This is a genomic window from Phenylobacterium sp. (genome assembly GCF_013911965.1).
In the GTDB taxonomy this organism is placed as follows: Bacteria; Pseudomonadota; Alphaproteobacteria; order Caulobacterales; family Caulobacteraceae; genus Phenylobacterium.
This window is the reverse complement of the sequence record NZ_JACESE010000009.1, coordinates 130,778-149,074: the sequence shown is the minus strand read 5'-3', so window position 1 is coordinate 149,074 and position 18,297 is coordinate 130,778. Positions and strand designations below refer to the sequence as shown.

The following is an 18,297-nucleotide window of genomic DNA, read 5'->3' as shown; positions in this document are numbered from 1 at the left end:
GCCGTTTCCGCCCTCAGGCCTCGTCGTTTGGGATGTTGAGAAGCGCCCCGCAGGCCTTGCAGTGCACCGCGTCCGGCTCGTGTCGCATCAGGCCGCAGACGTGGCAGGCGAACCGCACCTTGTAGGGCCGGAAGAGCGCCTGGGCGAACCGCACGAACAGGGTGATGCCCGCGATCATGATCACGATGGAGATCAGACGCCCGCTGACTCCGGGCAGGATGATGTCGCCATAGCCGGTGGTCGTCAGCGAGGTGACGGTGAAATAGAGGGCGTCCACATAGCCGCTGACCCCGCCGTCTTCGCCCACATAGATGGTGTAGACGAAGCCGGTCGCGACGAAGACGAAGGTGATCAGGGTGGCCGCCGCCCGGATCACATCCTCCCATCGGGTGTCGTCGAACCGGTGACCGACCGTGTCCCAGAAGAACTCGCTGTTGAACAGGGTCCAGATCCGCAGCACGCGCAGGAAGGCGAGGTTGATCAGGACCGTCGGCAGCAGCAGGGTGAGGAGCACGAACAGGTCGACCATGACGATCGGCCGCCGGATCCAGTCCTTGACCGTCCGCCAGGCCAGAGCCCGGGCGGCGAGGTCGGTGGCGAGGATGGCCGCCACGGCCAGGTCCAGCGGCAGGAAAAGGCGCGAATCCCGCAGGAAGGGCGCGGCGATGAAGAAGGCGATCAGCGCCAGGTCCACTCCGATCACCGCCAGACGGAAGCGGACCGCCTGCGGCGACTCCCCGTGATAGAGGGCGCGCAGCTTGGCGCGGAACCGGCGGAAGGCGCGGGTCCGGTCGGGCGTCTTTCGGAGTTGGTCTGAGGTCAAGCTGCTTGTCCGCCAGGCATCGGTTTCGCCGCCGTCGCACCCGCCCCCCGATCCGGTTCACAGCTTGGTGAGCCCGGGGCGAGCCGCGTCAGGGCCGTGCTAGCTCTAAACGAGCGGCCCTGAGTTGCTGAACCAAAAACGCGCGCGAGCCATTCTGGATCGTGGCTTCGCCGTAGGCGCGCCGGCCTCGTGCGGCCGCGCCCTCGCCGGCCAGCCCGCGCCAAATCGGAGGAGAGCCGTCCCTTGGACACGACCACCGCCAGTGAAACGATCATCTCCAGCGTACGCGAGAGCTGGGTCGCCCTGATCACCCTTGGCCCCGCCGCCCTGGCCCTGAACGTCGGCCTGTCGGTCCTGGCGGTGGCGATCGCGATCGCACTGGGCGTCCTGGCGCGCCGGCTGCTGCGGCAGGGCGCTCGCGCCGTGCCCGGGCCGGCCGATGCGGAAAAGACGATCCGCACGCGGCGCGTGGCGACCCTGGCGTGGAACGTGGTCGAGGTGGCCCTGGTCCTCGCCGCCCTGGTGACCCTGGCCGGGATCTGGGGCTTCGACGTGCTGGGCTGGCTGTCCGTCGGCCTGGGGCAGCAGATCGTGGAGGCCGCCATCCGGATCGCCATTCTCGCGGTGGCGACCTTCGCCGCCGTGGAGCTGGCCAGCCTGCTCATCAACCGGCTCCTCCAGCGGATGGCGCACAGCCGCGAGGGCCAGGTCCGCCGGACCGCCCAACTGAACACGATCGGGCCGCTGCTGCACGGCGTGGCCAAGGGCGTGATCATCATCGTCGGGGGCATGATGATCCTGGCCGAGGTCGGCGTCGCCATCGGGCCGTTGCTGGCCGGCGCCGGCGTCGTCGGCCTGGCCGTGGGCTTCGGCGCCCAGACCCTGGTGAAGGACTTCCTGACCGGCATCTTCCTGGTCGCCGAAGACATCGTCGCCGTGGGCGACGTGGTGGACATCAACGGGGCCAGCGGCGTGGTCGAGCAGATGACCATGCGCACCATCCGGCTGCGCGGTCTGGACGGAACCCTGCACGTCCTGCCCTATGGCGAGGCGCAGGTGATCCACAACATGACCAAGACCTTCTCCTATCACGTGGCGGAGCTGGGCATTTCCTACGAGTCCGACATCGACAAGGCGTTCGAGGTGATGGCCCAGGTGGTGGAGGAGATGCGCGCCGATCCGGCCTTCGCCGACAAGATCCTCGAACCCCTGGAGATCATGGACGTGCTGTCCCTGGCCGACAGCGGCGTGGTGCTGCGCGGGCGGATCAAGACGGAGCCGGGCGCCCAGTGGGGCGTGGGCCGCGCCTTCAACCGCCGCATCAAGCAGGCGTGGGACGCCGCCGGGATCGACATCCCCTACCCGCACATGCATCTCGTCCTGCCCCGCGGGGGCGTCGGGGGCGGAGAGCCGCCGCGCGCGGCGGCGAACGGCTGATGGGACGCCTGATCGTCATCTCCAACCGCGTCAGCCCGCCGAGCGATGTGGGCGGCGGAACCCAAGGGGGGCTCGCCATGGCGCTGGCCGCCGCCTTGCGCGAGCATTCCGGCGTCTGGTTCGGCTGGAGCGGCCGCACCACGGAGACCTATACGGGCCAGGTGGGCGTCCAGAGGGCCGGGGGCGTGACCGTCGCCACCATGGACCTCGAAGAGCAGGACATCGACGAGTACTACAACGGCTATGCGAACAAGACGCTCTGGCCGCTGTTCCACCACCGCGTGGACCTCACCGCCTACGAGCGTTCCTTCGGCGAAGGCTATGCGCGGGTGAACGCCCGCTTCGCCGAGACCGTCCTGCCGCTGATCGAGGACGGCGACTTCGTCTGGATCCACGACTACCACCTGATCCCGCTCGCCCAGGAGCTGCGCAAGCGCGGGGTGAAGAACCGCATCGGCTTCTTCCTGCACATTCCCTGGCCGACGCGGCACCTGATGACCACGCTGCCGCGCCACGACCGGCTGGTGGAGGCGCTGTTCGACTACGACCTCGTCGGCTTCCAGACCAACGATTCCCTGGAGGCCTTCGAGGACTATGTGGTCCACGAGGCCGGCGGCGAGGTGGGGCCTGACCACCGCCTCACCGCCTTCGGCCGGACCGCCGACTTCGGCGCCTTTCCCATCGGCATGGACGTCACGGAGTTCACCGCCGCGCTGGAGGGCGAGACCGCGGGGCGGGAGCTTCAGCGGGTGCAGGCCAGCCTGCTGGGCCGGCAGATGATCATCGGCGTCGACCGGCTCGACTACTCCAAGGGGCTGGAGGAGCGCTTCCTCGCCTACGAGCAGTTCCTGATCGACAATCCGGACATGCAGGAGAAGGTCTTCCTGCTGCAGATCGCCACGCCGAGCCGGGAAGACGTGGAGGCCTATCAGGAAATCCGCGGCCGGCTGGACGGGGAGTCCGGACGCATCAACGGGGCCTTCGCCACCGTCGACTGGGTGCCGATCCGCTATGTGAACCGCGGCTATCGCCGGGACCAGCTGGCGGGCTTCTACCGCGCCGCCAAGCTCGGCCTGGTCACCCCCTTGCGCGACGGCATGAACCTGGTGGCCAAGGAGTATGTCGCCGCCCAGGATCCGGACGACCCGGGCGTGCTCATCCTCTCCCGCTTCGCCGGCGCCGCCGAGCAGATGGCCGAGGCGCTGATCGTCAATCCGTTCAGCCGCGAGGACGTGTCGGAGGCCATTCTCAAGGGACTGTCCATGCCCCTGCCCGAACGCCGGCGGCGATGGGAGAGCCTGATGGCGGGCCTGCGCGCCACCGACGTCTCGGCCTGGCGCGACTCCTTCGTCTCGGCCCTGATGAAGGGGGGACCGGCGCGGCTGGTGGCGCGCTGACCGCCGTCTAGAAGGGGAAGAATTTCGGGATCGCCCAGACGGCCACGATGGCCGACAGGATGTTGAGCGGCAGGCCCACGCGCACGAAGTCCATATAGGTGTAGCGTCCGATCTGGTGGACGATGGCGTTGGTCTGATAACCGACCGGGGTCGCGAAGGAGGCGCTGGCGGCCATCATGACCGCCACCACGAAGGGGCGCGGCGCCACGCCCAGATTCTCCGCCAGACCGATGGCGAGCGGCGTGATGAGCACCGCCACGGCCGCGTTGGACATGATCTCGGTCAGGATCGAGGTGGCGATGTAGATCACCGCCAGGGCGGCGATGGGCCCGAGCGGCTGCGTCCAGCCGGCGACGATATTGGTGGCCTGGAAGGCGAGGCCCGTCTTGCCGAGCGCCTCGCCCACCACCAGCATGCCGCCGATCATCAGCAGCACCTGGGGCCGCAGTCCCGAATAGGCTTCCTCCGGCTTGAGCACCTGCAGCGCCAGAAGGGCGGTGGCGCCCACGAAGGCCACGACGGCGATGGACAGGCCGCCGGCCGCGGCGCCCAGCACGAAGGCGAAGATGGTGACGCTGACGAGGCCCGGAACGAGCTTCAGCGGCGGCGCCAGCTCCGACAGCGCCGGCGTCGGCTCCGTGCCGTCCGTGGACGGCAGCAGCCGCGGCGCCACGAAGGCCAGATAGAGGGCGCCCACGGCGGCGATGGCCAGACCGACCCCGGTGATCTCGAACAGCGAGAAGGGCGGCAGATGCTGGCGGCGGGCCATGTCGTCCACCAGCAGGTTGGTGGAGGTCCCGATCAGGGTGCAGGCGCCGCCCATGATCGAGGCGTAGGAGAGCGGGATGAGCAGCCGCTTGGGCGAAATGCCCAGCCGCTTGGCCGAATCCTGCATCACCGGCGCGGCCAGGATGACCAGCGGGGTGTTGTTGAGGAAGCCCGAGAGCGCGCCGCAGAGGCTGATGATCAGGGGCGCCGAGGCCCGCCCCAGCCGGTCGGTCATGCTCGCCGCCGAGCGGATGATCACGCCCATGACCCCGGTGACGTCGAGCGCGCGCGCGATGATGAACAGCGAGGCCAGCGCCACCAGGGCGGGGCTGGCCAGGCCGCGCCCGAGATCCTCCAGGGTCACGACGCCCAGGCCGGCGAGGACGGCGGCCGCCGCCATGGCCGCCACATCGGCCCGCACCCGGTCGCTGAGCAGGGCGGCGACGACGGCGGCGAGCACCACGAGGGTGGCGATCTGAGCGTGGTTCAAGAAGGCCCTTCCCCGGTGACGGCGGCCTGCTGCACGCCAATCCGTTCGTCACTTTCGGCCGGCATCCTAGTCAGGCCGGCTGATGCGGGGAAGCGCGCAAAGGCCTAGTCGCGCTTGACGGCCGCCTGCACCTCGATCTCGACCATCATGCCCGGCGCCACCAGAGCGGCCACCTGGGACGTGATCCGCGCCGGCTTGTTGGGCTGTTCGGCGTTGGCGAAGAACTGGCGGTAGCCCTCCATCATGCCGGCGAAGTCCATCTTTCCGTCCAGGGCGGGATCGCCCACCAGAAGGACGCGCATCATCACCACGTCGCCCAGGGTCGCGCCCTGGGCCTCAAGGATCGCCTTGATCCTGTTGAGGACGCCGATGGTCTGGGTCCTGGTGTCGCCGAACTCGCGCGGCGTCCCTTCCGGCGCTCCTTCGTTGGTCACCGGCGGGGTGATGCCGCTGACATAGATCATGTCGTAGCCAGCCGGCACCACGACGGCGCTGGCGATGGGCGAAGTCTCCGACCCGACGCGCGTGATCTCGGCCGCGGCCGGAGCGGCGAAGGCGGCGAGAGCGGCGGCGGTGGTGGCGGCGAGCGCGATGGGGCGCATGGGCGTCTCCTCTTTTGTGGGTCTTGATGGCGGGGGCGCGGCTCAGGCGGCGGGCTGCGCCAGGGCGGCCTGGCGCACCTGGTCGGCGAGCGCGGCGATGGTGCGGTGCGCGGAGAAGACCGCGCCTTCCTGCCAGCCGGGCGTCTGGCTCAGATGCGCGCCGGCGAAGTGGACCCGACCGCTCGGCCGGTTCAGCAGGCGGTAGGCGGGACTGTCCATGTGGCCCTCCTGGCCGGCCTGGCCCTGCCAGTCGGGCCAGGGACCGTAGTTGAAGGGGATCTTGCTCCAGTTGACCACCACCGGCTTGCTGAGTTCGCCCTCATGTCCGGGGTGCACGCGGCCCACGGCGGCGCGCGCCATGGCGATCTGTTCAGCCAGCGGCCGCGCCGCGAACGCCTTCGCGCCGGGGCCGGAGCCGTAGCAGGCCAGCAGCATGCCGCGCTCGGTGTGCAGTCCGTTGCTGGGATACCAGATGAGCGAGGTGTCCCCGCCCACCCAGGAGATGCCGCCATAGATCTGGTCCTTCTCCCAGAACCGGGGGGCCTCGAAGCCGATCTTGTTGGAGAAGGCGTTGGGCACGCTGCCGACGGCGTCCTTCACCGCCTTGGGGAAGTCGTTGTCGATCCGGGCCAGCAGGGCGAGCGGGATGGTGATGATCGTGTAGTCGGCTTCGACGCTCCGGCGCTCGCCGCTGGCGCGGTCGCGATAGGCGATCTTCACGCCGCTTTCGGACTGGCGGATCTGCACCACCTCGGCGTTGCGGACCACCGGGCTGCGGATTGCGCGCTCGAAGCCGGCGACAATCTGATCCATGCCGCCGACAGGCTGGAACATCGTCGCCTGCATGTTGATGTTGTCTTCGAACAGGGTGGCCCCGAGCGTCGGATTGGCCAGCAGGTCCTTCAGCGGCACGGGCGGGCGGGCCACACCGAATTGGTCGGCGGCTCCGGGGACCTGGGCGAAGCCGGAACGCTCCGTGCCCTTGAAGCTCATCTCCCCGTCGAGGTCGCCATAGGCCTTCAGGAAGGGCATGAGCCTTTCGCGGTCCTCAAGGCTGAGCTCGGCGTCCAGCGCGCCCCTGTTCACCGCCTTGGCGAGCAGTTCGGCCACATAGCCGCGGGTGTCGTTGATCCCCTGGCGAAGCTGGATGGGCCTCGCGCCTTCGGGCGCCAGATAGGCGCTCCGGCTGACATTGATTTCCACCTCCAGCGGCACGCCCAGCTTCCGGCAGTAGGAGAGCACGCCCTCGTGGTGGCTGGGGATGCGGGCGGGCCCGGCGTTCATATAGACGCCGTCGGCGAAGGTGACGGTCTGGGCGGCCTCGCCGTCCATCTCCACCTTGTCGCCGCCGCGCAAGGTCCAGTTGCGGCCGCCCAGGCGGTCCCGGGCCTCGAGCACCGTCACGGAGAAGCCGGCGCGCTCCAGCTCGTAGGCCGCCACCAGGCCTGCGACGCCGGCCCCCAGGATCACCACCCTGCGGCCCAGGCCGAAGTCAGCGGGCAGGGCCGGCGCCGCGGTGGCCACGTGAGGCATGAGACCCAGCGCGCCCATGGCTGCGAAGGCTGCGCCCCCGCCGCCGACCGCACCCAGCCGCTGAAGGAAATGACGCCGGCTGACTCCCATGGCTCCCCCCGATGACCTGACGCGCCCATTGGCCGGGGGACGCGGCGCGTCGGCGAGCGGCAAGCCTGCGGCGCGGCGCAGATTCCCTCAGGCGCCGAAGCGGCGGGCAGATTCCACAGCCGCTCCGCCTGCGCTTGCAGCGAAGCTCCGCGCCTGCGACAGGGGAGGCTGGCCAAGACCGCCGATCAGGCGGCGTCCCGGAGGAAACCGCCTTGTCCCTGAGCTTCGACGTCTTCTGGTCGTTCCGCAGCCCCTACTCCTATCTCGCCACGCCACGCCTGCTGGAGATCGCGCAGCGCTATGCGGTCGAGGTCCGCCTCCGCCCCGTCTATCCGCTGGCGGTGCGGGTCGACGGCTTCTTCAAGCGGCAGAACCCGAAGTGGCCGCGCTACACCGGCCTCGACTGCCTGCGCACGGCCGAGATGCTCGGCCTGCCCTTCGGCCGTCCGCAGCCGGACCCGATCGTGATGGACATGGCCACCGGCGAGGTCCCCGCTGAGCAGCCCTATATCCGCCGCATCACGCACCTCGGCCAGGCGGCGACCGAGGCCGGGCGGGGGCTCGAGTTCATCGGCGAGGTCGCGCCCCTGATCTGGGGCGGGCGGACGGAGAACTGGCATCAGGGCGACCACCTCGCCCGCGCCGCCGAACGCGCCGGCCTCGACTTCGCCGCCCTGGAGCGCACGGTCGCCGAGGAAGGAGAGCGGCTGGAGGCGGCCATCGAGGCCAGCCACGCGGCCCTCGAGGCCAGCGGCCACTGGGGCGTGCCGACCATGGTCTTCCGGGGCGAGCCCTTCTTTGGCCAGGATCGCATCGAGACCCTGCTGTGGCGCCTGCGACAGCACGGCCTCGTCGAACGGACCTAGAGGTTCAGGAGCGCCGGGTCGCCGCCCTGGGCGGCGATGTTGACGCTGAGCGCCCGCTCCACCGCATAGCGCGACAGGGCGTTCGGGCCGCCGGCCTTCGGCCCGGTGCCGGAGAGCCCCTCGCCCCCGAAGGGCTGCACGCCGACCACGGCGCCGATCATGGTGCGGTTCACATAGGCGTTGCCCGCCGGGACGAGGGCGCGGACACGATCGGCGAAGGCCTCGATCCGGGAATGCACGCCAAGCGTCAGCCCGTAGCGGAGGCCGGCGAGTTCCCGCGCCAGCCCTTCGAGCTCGCCGGGGCCGTAGCGCACCACGTGCAGGACCGGACCGAAGACCTCCTTCTCCAGGAAGGACGGCCGGTCGATCTCAGCCAGGATGGGGGCGAAGAAGGTCCCGCCTTCCGGCGCGGCCAGACGGTGAAGGATCTTCGCCTCCCGCTCCAGGCGTTGGGCGTGGGCCTCCAGCGCGGCGCGCGCCTCCTCGTCGATCACCGGACCGACATCGGTGGACGGATCGGCGGGATCGCCGAGCATCAGGGCGTCCATGGCGCCGACCAGGCCGGCGATCAGCCCATCGGCCGTCTCCCTGGGCAGGAAGAGCAGGCGGAGCGCCGAGCAGCGCTGACCCGCCGAGCCGAAGGCCGAGAGGATCACGTCGTCGATCACCTGTTCGCGCAGGGCTGTGGTGTCGACGAACATGCCGTTGAGCCCGCCGGTCTCGGCGATGAAGGGCACAATGGGGCCGCGCCGCTCGGCGAGCGTGCGGTTGATCCGCCAGGCGGTGTCCGTGCCGCCGGTGAAGGCGACGCCGTCGCAGTCGGGATGGCCGACCAGAGCCGCGCCCACGGTCTCGCCCGCGCCCGGCAGCAGGGCGAGGACATCCGGCGGAAGGCCGGCCTTGACGAAGAGCCGGACGGCCTCGGCGGCGATCAGCGGCGTCTGTTCGGCGGGCTTGGCCAGCACCGCGTTGCCGGCGGCCAGCGCGGCGCAGACCTGGCCGGTGAAAATGGCCAGCGGGAAGTTCCAGGGGCTGATGCAGACGAAGACGCCGCGGCCGCGCAGCTCCAGCGTGTTCACCTCACCCGACGGGCCGCTCAGCGCCTCCGGCCCGGCGAAGCGCGTCTCGGCCAGGTGGGCGTAGTAGCGGCAGAAGTCGACGGCTTCGCGTACCTCGGCGATCCCGTCGGCCAGGGTCTTGCCCGCCTCGCGGGCGCAGAGCCCGATCAGCCGGTCGCGTTCGGCCTCCAGCGCATCGCCCATCGCGCGCAGGACTTCCGCCCGCGCCGGACCGCCGACGGCGTCCCAGGCGGGCTGCGCCTTGCGCGCGGCGGCGAAGGCGGCGGCGATGTCGGCCTCGCCGGCCTCGCGCACATGGCCCACCAGGCGGGCGCCGTCGCTGGGGCTGAAGGCGGGCCGCCCCGCCCCGTCGCCGAGCAGGGCGCCGCCCACCACGGGTCCGCCGGCCGCGGGCGGCAGGGCCCGGGCGTCCTGCGACAGCCGCTCGCGCGTGGCGGCGATGGTGAGGTCCGGTCCGTGCGAGTTGCGGCGGGCCGGGCCGTAAAGGGCCGGAGGCGGCGGGATCTTCGGATGGCGTCCGCCGCCGGCGGCCTTCACCTGCGCGATCGGATCGGAGACCACCTGCTCCACCGGCACCCGCTCGTCGAGGAGGGCGTGGACGAAGGAGGTGTTGGCGCCGTTCTCCAGGAGCCGGCGGACGAGATAGGGCAACAGGTCCTCGTGCCCGCCGACCGGCGCGTAGGCGCGCAGGCGCAGGGGCCCCTCCGCCTCGGCGGCGGCATAGAGCGCCTCGCCCATGCCGTGCAGGCGCTGGAACTCGACGACGACGCCGGCCTCGTCCGCCATCTGGCGCACCGCCGCCAGCGAATGGGCGTTATGCGTCGCGAACTGGGCGTAGAGGTGGGGCGCGGCCTCCACCAGCGCACGGGCGCAGACGAGGTAGGAGAGATCGGTCGCCGCCTTGGTCGTGTAGACCGGATAGTCCCGCCGGCCGTTCACCTGGGCGCGCTTGATCTCGGTGTCCCAGTAGGCGCCCTTGACGAGCCGGACCATCAGCCGGCGGCCGGTGACGCGGGCGAGCTCGGCCAGGGCCCCGATCACCTGCGGCGCGCGCTTCTGATAGGCCTGGACGGCGAGCCCCAGCCCCTTCCACTCGCCAAGGTCCGGCTCCCGCGCCAGCCGGTCCAGCAGCTTCAGCGACAGGACGAGGCGGTCGGCCTCCTCGGCGTCCAGGGTGAAGTTGAGGTCGTAACCCGCGGCCAGGACTGCGAGCCGCTTCAGGCGCGGATAGAGTTCGGTCCAGACCCGCGCCTCCTGCGTCGCCTCGTAGCGGGGGCAGAGCGCCGAGAGCTTGACCGAGATTCCGTGGCCGGTCTCCGGCCCCGCCCCCTTGGCGCCCTTGCCGACGGTCTCGATGGCCGCGGCGTAGGCGGCCTCGTAGCGCGCCGCGTCGGCGGCGGTGCGGGCGCCCTCGCCCAGCATGTCGAAGGAGCACAGATAGCCCTCCTCCCGCGCCCGCTTGAGGCCCGCCTCGATCGTGCGACCAAGCACGAACTGCTCGCCCATGATGCGGACGGCCTGGGCCACGGCGGCGCGGATCACCGGCTCGCCCAGCCGGCTGGTCAGTCGGCGCAGGAAGCCCGCCAGGTCGCGGCGCGCCTCCTCGTCGGGCTCCACGAGGCGGCCGGTGAGCATCAGCCCCCAGGTCGAGGCGTTGACGAAGAGATTGTCGGACTTGCCGAGATGGGAGGCCCAGTCGGCGCTGCCGATCTTCTCGGCGATCAGGCGGTCGCGGGTGTCCTCGTCCGGCGTGCGCAGCAGGGCCTCGGCCAGGCACATCAGCGCCAGCCCCTCGCGCGTGCCCAGGCCGAACTCCTGCAGGAAGCTCTCCACCACCCCCTGACGGTCGGCCTGGCGGCGCGCGCCGCGCACCAGGCGCTCGGCGGCCTGCCGGACCTCGCCCTGGGCGGCGGCCGACAGGGGCGGATCGGCCAGCAGGTCGCCGACCGCGTCCGGCTCGTCGCGATACTTGCCGAAGTCCAGTTCGTCCCAGTTCATGCTCGCCTCCGCAATCGGCCGATGGTTCGAACTATCGCGCCACGGGCCGAATGTGCTTCGTTAGTTCCGGCTGATTGTCGAAGCTTTGAGATAAAAAGGCCCAATATGGCGAATCTTGACGAGACGGATCTGCGCATCCTGCGCGTCCTGCAGGCCGACGGGCGCATCACCAACCAGGCTCTGGCGCAACGCTGCCACCTGTCGCCGGCCGCCTGCCATGAACGCGTGAAGCGGTTGCGCGACACCGGCGTGATTCAGGGCTTCGCCGCCCTGATCGACCCCGCCGCCATCGATCGCGGGCTGCTGATCTTCGTGGAGGTGCAGCTCGACCGGACCACGGGCGATCTGTTCGACGAGTTCGCCCGGACCGCGCGCAAGGCGCCCGAGATCCTGGAATGCCACATGGTGGCCGGCGGCTTCGACTACCTCATCAAGGCGAGGGTCGCCGACATGGACGCCTACCGGAGCTTCCTGGGCGAGGTGCTGGTGCAGATGCCGGGCGTGCGCGAGACGCGGACCTACGCCGTCCTGGAAGAGGTGAAGAACACCGTGCGGCTGCCGCTCTGAGGAACGCTCAGTTGGCCGAGAGGATGGCGTGGCGCTCGCGCACCCGGCGCAGGCCGTCGAGGATCGGCGCCGCCGCGGTCTCTTCGCCTGGAGGCAGGGTGCGCAGCAGGCGCAGGGCCTGGATGTGGACCTTGATCCCGTCGCGATCCCACTTGCCGGTGGTCCGCAGCCGGTCGAGCAGGTCACAGAGGCTGTGGGCGGCGTTCTCCAGGGCGTCGAGGCCGCAAAGACTCGGCAGACCGATCAGCCCCACGGCCTTCTGGTAATGGTCGCCGATGAGCGTCTCGTCGAAGGCCTCGCCATAGCGCGCGAAGCAGGCCTCCACATCGGCCAGACCCGCGTCGAGCTGCGGCCAGGCGGCTTCCTTCAGGCCTTCCAGATTGGCGTCGGCCGCTTCGACCGCCTCGGCCACGGTCTTGCCGCCCGGTTTCCGCAGCATGGCCGCGAGCGCGTACTTCGGGCGATGGATGCGAACTGCGCTCATAGGGTGACCTTTCGGGCGGCCATCAGGTTGTCGACCTCGTCCTGGCTCATATTGGGTTCCTGCGCCAGGCCGACCTCGGGCGGAAGGTCGTCGCGACGGCGCGGCACGCCGTCGGGCGGGCCTTCGTTCTTGTGCCGCCGCTCGGGCCCCACATAGGCGTCGCATTCGATGAAGGGACGGGCCTCGCGGGCGATCCACAGGATCCGCTCGAGGACCACCACCGGCGTGAGCGGCTTCTTGATGATGTAATGGGCGCCGCAATCGCGGGCCTTGGCGACCATGGAGACCGGCGTGTGCGCCGCCGTCACCACCACCGGGGTGAAGCAGTTCGGTTCGCCGGCCGACTTCCTGAGCCAGGAGACGAACTCGTAGCCCTCCCCGTTCGTCAGGGAGTCGGCGATGATCAGGTCGATCGAGTTCTTCTTCACCGCATCCTGGGCTTCCTCGACGGAGGCGCAGCGGTAGAGCGACTTCGCGCCCAGGCCCGTGACGATCTGGACAAGAATGTCCATGCCCATGCCGCTGCCCTCGAGCATGAGCACAGAGGCCTTTTCGAGGTTGAAGCGCGCGCGCGAGGTCGGTTCGAGGGCCATGCGCCATTCCAGGTCGGGCCGATGGACCCGGATTCCGGGCTGCGGCGATGGAGCAGCAAATGACGGGAGGCTTTAAGAAAGATTTTCCGTCACGCAGCGCCGCTTCGCCACAGGGCGGGAAGCCTAGCGTCCGCCCCCCGCCGGATGCCGCGCGCTAGAATGTCGCACCCGGCGCAATCCCGTAAAAACAAAGCGATTACCCAATTTGCCCAACCACGTTCGGTGACGTCGGGTAACCGTTTGTTCAACGCTTAAGCCTGTTCTCGGCCCAATGTTAACGGGCGCCGGCCATGGTGAATCGCTGCGCCCTTCTCAAGCCTCGACTTGGAGGCGAACTGGCGAGTCCGTCAACCCCTGATGGCGCCAATGGGACTGGGATGGCAACTATGTCGTTCAACGACTGGAAGATTTCACGCAAGCTGATGGCCGGCTTCGCCATCATGGTGCTCGTCATCGCGGCCACCGGCGCTGCGACCTTCTACAATCTGAGCCAGCTCACCGCCGCCCGCTACGAGGTGACCCGAAGCCAGGAGGCTATCGCCGCAGCGACGCAGGCGAGCTTCCTCCTGGCGCGCCAGGAGAACAGCTACCGAGGCTACCTGGTCTCGCTCGACCCGTTCTATCTGGAGCGCGCCGCCGCCCACCGCGCCAACTTCCACAAGGCGCTGGACACTCTGAAGCCGCTGATCGCCGACAAGCCGGAGATGGTCCAGCAGCTCGATTCGGCGCGGGCCGCCGGCGACAAATGGTACACCGACATCGTCGAGGTCGGCTCGGCCCTGGCCGGCAATCCGCTGACCTACCAGGATGCCACGGACATGATCGGCAACGACGGGATCGCCGATCAGCTGATGGCCAACATCGAGACGCCGATCGACGCCATCTCGGCGGCCGAAGCCGAGGCGATCAAGGTTCAGAAGGCCCGCCTCGCCGCCACCAACCGCAACACCTACATCATGATCAGCGCCGCTCTGGCGGCCGCCGTGCTGGTGGCCGTGGCCATGGGCCTGATCCTGTCGCGCGGCATCGCCGGACCGATCGCCGCCATGACCGCGGCCATGCGCCGTCTGGCCGAGGGCGACCATTCGGTTGAGATCCCCGCCCGCGGCCGCAAGGACGAGGTGGGCGAAATGGCCCAGGCCGTCCAGGTCTTCAAGGAAGCGGCCATCGAGAAGGTCCGCCTGGAAGGCCAGACCGACGAGCAGCGCCGCGCCGCCGAGGCCGAGCGCGCCCGCAACGAGGCCGCCCGCTCCGAGGCCGCCGCCGAACAGGCTCGCGTCGTGGCCGGCCTCGCCGCCGGCCTCGACCATCTCGCCCGCGGCGACCTGACCTATCGCATCGCCGAGGCCTTCCCGGACGACTACGTCAAGCTGCGCGACGACTTCAACGCCGCCATCGGCCAGCTCCAGGACGCCATGGGCGTCGTCGCCACCAATGTGCGGGCCATGCGCTCGGGCGCCGGCGAGATCAGCCAGGCGGCCGACGACCTGTCGCGCCGCACCGAGCAGCAGGCCGCCAGCCTGGAGGAGACGGCCGCGGCGCTCGACGAGATCACGGCGACCGTCCGCAAGAGCGCCGAAGGCGCCAAGCAGGCCTCGACCGTCGTCGCCGCCTCGCGCGGGGACGCCGAAAAGACCGGCGTGGTCGTCCGCAATGCGGTGGACGCCATGAGCGAAATCGAGAAGTCCGCCGAACAGATCAGCCAGATCATCGGGGTGATCGACGAGATCGCCTTCCAGACCAACCTGCTGGCCCTGAACGCCGGCGTCGAAGCCGCCCGCGCGGGCGAGGCCGGCAAGGGCTTCGCGGTCGTGGCCTCCGAGGTCCGGGCCCTGGCCCAGCGCTCGGCCGACGCGGCCAAGGAGATCAAGGCCCTGATCAGCGCCTCGAGCCAGCAGGTCGAACAGGGGGTCGGCCTCGTGGGCCAGACGGGCGAGGCCCTGCAGCGGATTGTCGCACAGGTGGCCGAGATCGACAGCCTCGTCTCCGAAATCGCCGCTTCGGCTCAGGAGCAGGCCACCGGCCTGCATCAGGTGAACACCGCCGTGAACGAAATGGACCGCGTGACCCAGCAGAACGCGGCCATGGTGGAAGAGACCACCGCCGCCAGCCATTCGCTGGCCAGCGAGGCCGAAAGCCTCGCCACCAGCGTCTCCCGCTTCAAGGTCGGCGAAGGCCAGGAGCCGGCCGCGGCGGCCGCCGCGCCCGCCCGCAGCCCGAGCCGTGGCGAGTCCTTCGCCGGCCGCTATGCGCAAGCCCCCCGCGCGAGCGCCCGCGACGGTTCGGCGGCCCGCAAACTGGAGCCCGCGGCGGACGCCGAAGGGTGGGAAGAGTTTTAAGAATTTTCACCTTAAGTCGGTGATCAAGTCTGGAGGGGGAACCGATGTCCGACGATTCGTCCGTTGCTGAAGTCAGTCTGAGCCCGGTGCTCGACCTCCAGGCCGCCGACCCGCTGCGCGCAGAGCTCCTGGCCCTGCGCGGGCGGCCCCTGCGGGTTGACGCCTCGCAGGTGAGCCGGCTCGGCGGTCTCTGCCTTCAGGTCCTCCTGTCGGCGCGGACCACCTGGGCCGAAGACGGCCTGCCCCTTCGCGTGGAGCAGGCCTCTGAAGGTTTCCTTGAACAATTGGCCGCCTTTGGCGGACCCCAGATCGACTACGAACCCGAGGGGGCGAACCTGTGACCAAGACTGTCCTGACGATCGACGACTCACGGACCATGCGCGAGATGCTCAACATGGCGCTCGTGCAGGCCGGCTATCGCGTACTGCAAGCCGTCGACGGCGTCGAAGGCCTTGAAGTGCTGCGCGCCGAGGGCGCCGACGTGGTGATCACCGACATCAACATGCCGCGCCTCGACGGGTTCGGCGTCATCGAGGGCGTCCGGGCCGATCCGTCCCACCGCGCCACTCCGATCCTGGTGCTGACCACCGAGAGCGACGCCACCAAGAAGGAGCGCGCCCGCGCCGCCGGCGCCACCGGCTGGATCGTGAAGCCCTTCAACCCGACCAAGCTGGTGGATGCGATCCGCCGCGTCGCCGCCTGAGGCGGCCGACGCCCGAGTCCGAAAACCAGTCCTGAGCCCGGAGTCAGCCCGTGGATCCGTTCGAGAGTATCAAGGCGACCTTCTTCCAGGAGTGTGAGGAGCTCCTCACCGACATGGAGTCGGGTCTCCTCGCCATGGAAGCCGGGGACGACGATCCGGAGACCATCAACGCCGTCTTTCGCGCGGTTCACTCCGTGAAAGGCGGCGCCGGGGCCTTCGGCCTCGAGCAGCTGATCCGCTTCGCTCACGTGTTCGAGACGATCCTGGACGAGTTGCGGTCGGGTCGGCTGTCGCTGACCGAGGACGTGACGCGGGTTCTGCTGCGGGCGTCCGACGTCCTGGCCGACCACGTCCAGGCCGCCCGCAACGACGGTTCGGTGGACGAGACCCGCACCCACGGCATGATCTCCGATCTGCAGGGCCTGGTGGGCGCCGAACGCGCGGCCGAACTGGGCTTCGACGGCGAGGAAGAGGACGCCGGCGAGGAGGACTTCGGCTTCGTTCCCGTGACGCTGAGCCTCGACGAACCGGCTGACGACGCGCCGCCGGCCGATGTCAGCGACCTGATCGCCAGCCTCGCGCCCGCCCCCGAAGCCGAGGCTGAGGCGGAGGCCGAAGTCGCCGCCCCGGCTGCGGATTCGGTCGCCGAAGCCGGCGCGGCCCCCGCCTGGCGGGTGACCTTCCGCCCCAAGACGGAAATGTACGCCAAGGCCAACGAGGCGGGCCTCGTGCTGCGCGAACTGGCGCGGCTCGGCGGCGTGGAGGTGAACCTGGATGCGAGCGCCGTGCCGCCGCTCGACCAGCTGAGCGCCGAGCAGGCCTATCTGAGCTGGACCATCCGCCTGACGGGCGACGCCACCGAGGCCGAGGTGCGCGACGTCTTTGAATTCGTCGAGGACGACTGCGACCTCAGCATCGTCCGCGAGGGCGAGGCCGCCGAGGCCGCCGAGGCCGAGGCCGAAGCTGAAGCCGCGGCGCCCGTCGACATCGCGGCTGAGGACAGCGACGCCCCGGCCGACGCCGTGGAGGCCGCCGCCGCAGCGCCGCTCGACCTCGACGCCCTGCTGGCCCGGGTTCAGAGCGACGCGCCCGCCGCCGAGCCGGCCGAGGCTGAGGCCCCGGCCGAGACGCCGGCCCCTGCGGCCGAGGCGCCGGCGAGCGCCGAGCCTGCCAGCCTGGACGTCGCGGGCCTGATCGCCCTGGCGGAAAAGGCCTCGACCGAACACGCCCTGGCCACCCCGGCCGCCAAACCGGAGCCCAAAGTGGAGACCAAGGCCGAATCCAAGGCCCAGGCGGCGGCGCCCACGGGCGGCTCCGCCGCGCCCGCGCCCACCATCCGGGTCGATCTCGACCGGGTCGACCGTCTGATCAACGCCGTGGGCGAACTGGTCATCCAGCAGGCCATGCTGTCCCAGCGGGTCTTCGAGAGCGGCCTCGCCCGCTCCTCCGACGTGGCGCTCGGCCTGGAGGACCTGGAGCTCCTGACGCGCGAGATCCAGGACAGCGTCATGGCCATCCGCGCCCAGCCGGTGAAGTCGGTCTTCCAGCGCATGCCGCGCCTGGTCCGCGAAGTCGCCGACATGGTGGGCAAGAAGGTCCGCCTGGTGATGGAAGGCGAGAACACCGAGGTCGACAAGACGGTCATCGAGCGTCTGTCCGACCCGATCACCCACATGCTGCGCAACGCGATCGATCACGGCCTGGAACGGCCGGAAGACCGCGAGGCCAACGGCAAGCCGGGCGAAGGCGTCGTGCGCCTGGCCGCCCTGCACCGCGGCGGCCGCATCGTCATCGAGGTCCAGGACGACGGCCGCGGCATCAACCGCGAGCGGGTGCGCGGCATCGCCATGTCCAAGGGCCTGATCGCCGAGGACGCGGTGCTGTCCGACGACGAGATCGACAACCTGATCTTCCTGCCGGGCTTCTCCACCGCCGACGTGGTGTCCGACATCTCCGGCCGCGGCGTGGGGATGGACGTGGTCAAGCGCTCCATCCAGGCCCTGGGCGGCCGGATCTCCATCAGCTCGGAGCCGGGCAAGGGGTCGAAGTTCACCATGAGCCTGCCGCTGACCCTGGCCGTCCTCGACGGCATGGTGGTCTCGGCCGCGGAACAGACGCTGGTGGCCCCGCTCTCCAACATCGTCGAGAGCCTGACGCCGCGCAGCGAGGACGTGCACCTGATCGGCGGCCGCGACGCCGTCATCCGCATCCGCGAGACCTTCGTGCCGCTGATCGACGTCGGCGTGGCCCTGGGCTTCCGCGACACGCCGCTGCCGCCCTCCTCGGGCGTGGCGGTGCTGATCGAAAGCGAAGGCGGCGGCAAGGCGGCCCTGCTGGTCGAGGCGATCCAGGGCCAGCGCCAGGTGGTGATCAAGAGCCTGGAGGCCAACTACCAGCAGATTCCGGGCGTCGCCGCGGCCACCATCCTCGGCGACGGGCGCGTGGCGCTCATCCTCGACGTCGATGCCCTGGTGACGAGTTCGCGCCGCAAGTCGGCGCCCCGGATTGAGAAGCGAATGGCGGGTTGA

Annotated in this window: 15 protein-coding genes; 8 read left to right on the top strand and 7 right to left on the bottom strand. The window is 70.2% G+C overall.

The genetic code is table 11. The annotated features are described in order from the left end of the window. Positions 1 to 13: 13 nt before the first annotated feature. Complete coding sequence (locus H2041_RS11215; protein ID WP_293412658.1) at positions 14 to 823, bottom strand: potassium channel family protein; 810 nt, start codon at positions 821 to 823, stop codon at positions 14 to 16. Positions 824 to 1,066: 243 nt separating this feature from the next. On the opposite strand from H2041_RS11215, the gene H2041_RS11210 reads away from it, so the two are divergent. After that, a complete protein-coding gene (locus tag H2041_RS11210; protein ID WP_293412656.1) occupies positions 1,067 to 2,260 on the top strand; it encodes a mechanosensitive ion channel domain-containing protein in 1,194 nt (397 codons plus the stop codon). Continuing rightward, the gene (gene otsA, locus H2041_RS11205) at positions 2,260 to 3,657 is read left to right on the top strand and encodes an alpha,alpha-trehalose-phosphate synthase (UDP-forming) (protein WP_293412654.1); all 1,398 of its coding nucleotides are present in this window, start codon (positions 2,260 to 2,262) and stop codon (positions 3,655 to 3,657) included. Before H2041_RS11210 ends, otsA begins: the two co-directional genes overlap by 1 nt. 7 nt (positions 3,658 to 3,664) lie before the next feature. Here the strand turns inward: otsA and H2041_RS11200 are convergent, their stop codons facing one another. From H2041_RS11200 to H2041_RS11190, 3 genes are all read right to left on the bottom strand, one after another. Continuing rightward, positions 3,665 to 4,915: an SLC13 family permease gene (locus tag H2041_RS11200; protein ID WP_293412652.1), complete on the bottom strand. Its 1,251-nt coding sequence runs from the start codon at positions 4,913 to 4,915 to the stop codon at positions 3,665 to 3,667. A 104-nt stretch (positions 4,916 to 5,019) separates the two neighbouring features. Then, positions 5,020 to 5,517, bottom strand: a complete 498-nt coding sequence (locus H2041_RS11195; RefSeq protein WP_293412650.1) for a RidA family protein — start codon at positions 5,515 to 5,517, stop codon at positions 5,020 to 5,022. A 42-nt stretch (positions 5,518 to 5,559) separates the two neighbouring features. Further along, on the bottom strand, positions 5,560 to 7,140 hold the full coding sequence (locus tag H2041_RS11190) for an FAD-dependent oxidoreductase (protein WP_293412648.1): 1,581 nt from the start codon (positions 7,138 to 7,140) through the stop codon (positions 5,560 to 5,562). Between the two features lie 212 nt (positions 7,141 to 7,352). Here H2041_RS11190 and H2041_RS11185 point away from each other — a divergent pair, with 212 nt between their 5' ends. Further along, entirely contained in the window at positions 7,353 to 8,006 is a 654-nt protein-coding gene (locus H2041_RS11185) for a 2-hydroxychromene-2-carboxylate isomerase (RefSeq protein WP_293412646.1), read from the top strand. On the opposite strand, the gene putA is transcribed toward H2041_RS11185, so the two are convergent. Continuing rightward, positions 8,003 to 11,083: a bifunctional proline dehydrogenase/L-glutamate gamma-semialdehyde dehydrogenase PutA gene (putA, locus tag H2041_RS11180; protein WP_293412644.1), complete on the bottom strand. Its 3,081-nt coding sequence runs from the start codon at positions 11,081 to 11,083 to the stop codon at positions 8,003 to 8,005. The genes H2041_RS11185 and putA overlap by 4 nt on opposite strands. A 105-nt stretch (positions 11,084 to 11,188) precedes the next feature. Here putA and H2041_RS11175 point away from each other — a divergent pair, with 105 nt between their 5' ends. After that, positions 11,189 to 11,650 (top strand): Lrp/AsnC ligand binding domain-containing protein, encoded by a 462-nt coding sequence (locus H2041_RS11175; RefSeq protein ID WP_293412642.1) that lies wholly within the window; start codon positions 11,189 to 11,191, stop codon positions 11,648 to 11,650. Between the two features lie 7 nt (positions 11,651 to 11,657). Here the strand turns inward: H2041_RS11175 and H2041_RS11170 are convergent, their stop codons facing one another. Together H2041_RS11170 and H2041_RS11165 are read right to left on the bottom strand one after the other, a co-directional pair. Further along, on the bottom strand, positions 11,658 to 12,134 hold the full coding sequence (locus H2041_RS11170; RefSeq protein WP_293412640.1) for a hypothetical protein: 477 nt from the start codon (positions 12,132 to 12,134) through the stop codon (positions 11,658 to 11,660). After that, positions 12,131 to 12,727, bottom strand: a complete 597-nt coding sequence (locus tag H2041_RS11165) for a response regulator (RefSeq protein WP_293412638.1) — start codon at positions 12,725 to 12,727, stop codon at positions 12,131 to 12,133. Before H2041_RS11165 ends, H2041_RS11170 begins: the two co-directional genes overlap by 4 nt. Before the next feature lie 386 nt (positions 12,728 to 13,113). On the opposite strand from H2041_RS11165, the gene H2041_RS11160 reads away from it, so the two are divergent. The 4 genes from H2041_RS11160 to H2041_RS11145 are packed head-to-tail and all read left to right on the top strand — an operon-like array spanning position 13,114 to position 18,297. Further along, complete coding sequence (locus H2041_RS11160) at positions 13,114 to 15,066, top strand: methyl-accepting chemotaxis protein (protein ID WP_293412636.1); 1,953 nt, start codon at positions 13,114 to 13,116, stop codon at positions 15,064 to 15,066. Between the two features lie 44 nt (positions 15,067 to 15,110). Continuing rightward, the gene (locus H2041_RS11155) at positions 15,111 to 15,407 is read left to right on the top strand and encodes an STAS domain-containing protein (protein ID WP_293412634.1); all 297 of its coding nucleotides are present in this window, start codon (positions 15,111 to 15,113) and stop codon (positions 15,405 to 15,407) included. Next, positions 15,404 to 15,769, top strand: a complete 366-nt coding sequence (locus H2041_RS11150) for a response regulator (protein ID WP_293412632.1) — start codon at positions 15,404 to 15,406, stop codon at positions 15,767 to 15,769. Before H2041_RS11155 ends, H2041_RS11150 begins: the two co-directional genes overlap by 4 nt. A gap of 50 nt (positions 15,770 to 15,819) precedes the next feature. After that, positions 15,820 to 18,297, top strand: a complete 2,478-nt coding sequence (locus tag H2041_RS11145; RefSeq protein WP_293412630.1) for a chemotaxis protein CheA — start codon at positions 15,820 to 15,822, stop codon at positions 18,295 to 18,297.